We start from the raw sequence: 1,548 nt of genomic DNA on the forward strand, positions 1-1,548 counted from the left end.
AGGCTTAAGCTCAAGCAGTCGAACTGGCATCAGTCAGCTTGCCACTATCTATGTCGGTGCTGTTATCGGCGGAGCAAGCTACTATGCCGTAACTCCAGAGGAGGATAGAAGCCTTGGAAAAGGAATTAAATATGTGACAGGTGGAGCTGTAACTGGCGCAACTGCTAACGCTATAAATAATAATTATGTTTCAGGATTAGCTAGTGGTATAGGAACTGGATTAACACAAGTTTATGCAGGTGATGAAGTGGATGTCCCTAGTGCAGTCGTTAACGGTACAACTGGCGTAATTCTGAAACCATTTAACTTAGGGTTTAAAGGTGATGTGGTACAAGGTGTGGCAACCACTACTACTGGCGAGATAGTTAAAATGGATAAACCGTGGAATGGTAATAATACTACCTTGAATACTACTAATAATTTAAAATCATCTCAACAAAATAGTAATGCTAATAAGTCAACTACTAAGCCATATCAGGGTCCGCAAATGCCAGTGGAGCCAAAAGGTCCGCAAATACCAGTAGGTCCTGTGCTAAATGAATCTTATATGAATAAATAGCACCCCCCCTATATATGTGTTGAATAAACTTAATTAACTCAAACATGCGTATTTTCTAACTATCTAGTTAAAAAATACGCATTTTAAGGTTTAGTAGCTTAAGTGGCGTGGCTAAGAATGGAGGTTTATTTGTCAAAGAATGATGAGTTTGAAAAGTATAGTTATTTGATTAACTATGAAGTTGAGTTTAGATTTTATGTCAATATTTGGGCTATGATATTTTTTTTAATAGGTCTGTTTACCTTTACATATATGTTATTCAAATCAAATAGAGGTTTAATAACAGTATTAGGTATCGATATTTCTGGTTACTATTTAGTTTATTGGTTAATGGCACTGTTAGGATTAATACCAATGTTCTATCGATTTTTTTATGTAGATAAAAAAAGAGTAGTGGTAGGCTTAAATTTTGACGATGGTTTAAAAATAAAACTAAAGTGGGGACCTATTATAGATATTGACAAATTTACGCTTATATTGAACAAAAGAAAATTAAAGTATGTCTCACAAATCCCTGGCTTCAAACCTCGTAAGAAATACGATTATAATTATGTAGGAGTACAACATAACGATACTATATATGTCATTCCTTATGCTGAAGGCTATAGAGAAGACTTAATTAGTTTATTAGAAAAAACAAATCAATTGAAGCCTACGCCAAAGATTTATTAGATAGTACTAGAGGTTTATTTGTCAAAGAATGATGAGTTTGAAAAGTATAGTTATTTGATTAACTATGAAGTTGTGTTTGGATTTTATGTACAGATCATACAATTAACTGGTATTAGTTTTATATTACTTGTTCTTTCTCATGCAGTAGTGAATTCTAGTAGAGGGTTAATATCTTTTAACAATATAGAGGTATCTGGGTATTATTTGTTACCTTTGGTCTTAATAATATTTGTGTTTTTGAACTCTATTTATAGTTTTTTTAATAACTTAGATTCAACGATGAAGTGCAACGTTTAGAAATGATGAGAAGAAGAGTA

Annotated in this window: 2 protein-coding genes; both read left to right on the forward strand. The window is 32.8% G+C overall.

The genetic code is table 11. From position 1 onward, the window contains the following. Positions 1-559, forward strand: a 559-nt coding sequence (locus QZ265_RS10855; RefSeq protein ID WP_296406086.1) for a hypothetical protein, incomplete at its 5' end; no start/stop codon positions are given. Positions 560-688: 129 nt separating this feature from the next. Beyond that, complete coding sequence (locus tag QZ265_RS10860) at positions 689-1,231, forward strand: hypothetical protein (protein WP_296406088.1); 543 nt, start codon at positions 689-691, stop codon at positions 1,229-1,231. Positions 1,232-1,548: the final 317 nt, after the last annotated feature.

The sequence above is a fragment of the Psychrobacter sp. genome, from assembly GCF_018260395.1.
GTDB lineage: Bacteria > Pseudomonadota > Gammaproteobacteria > Pseudomonadales > Moraxellaceae > Psychrobacter.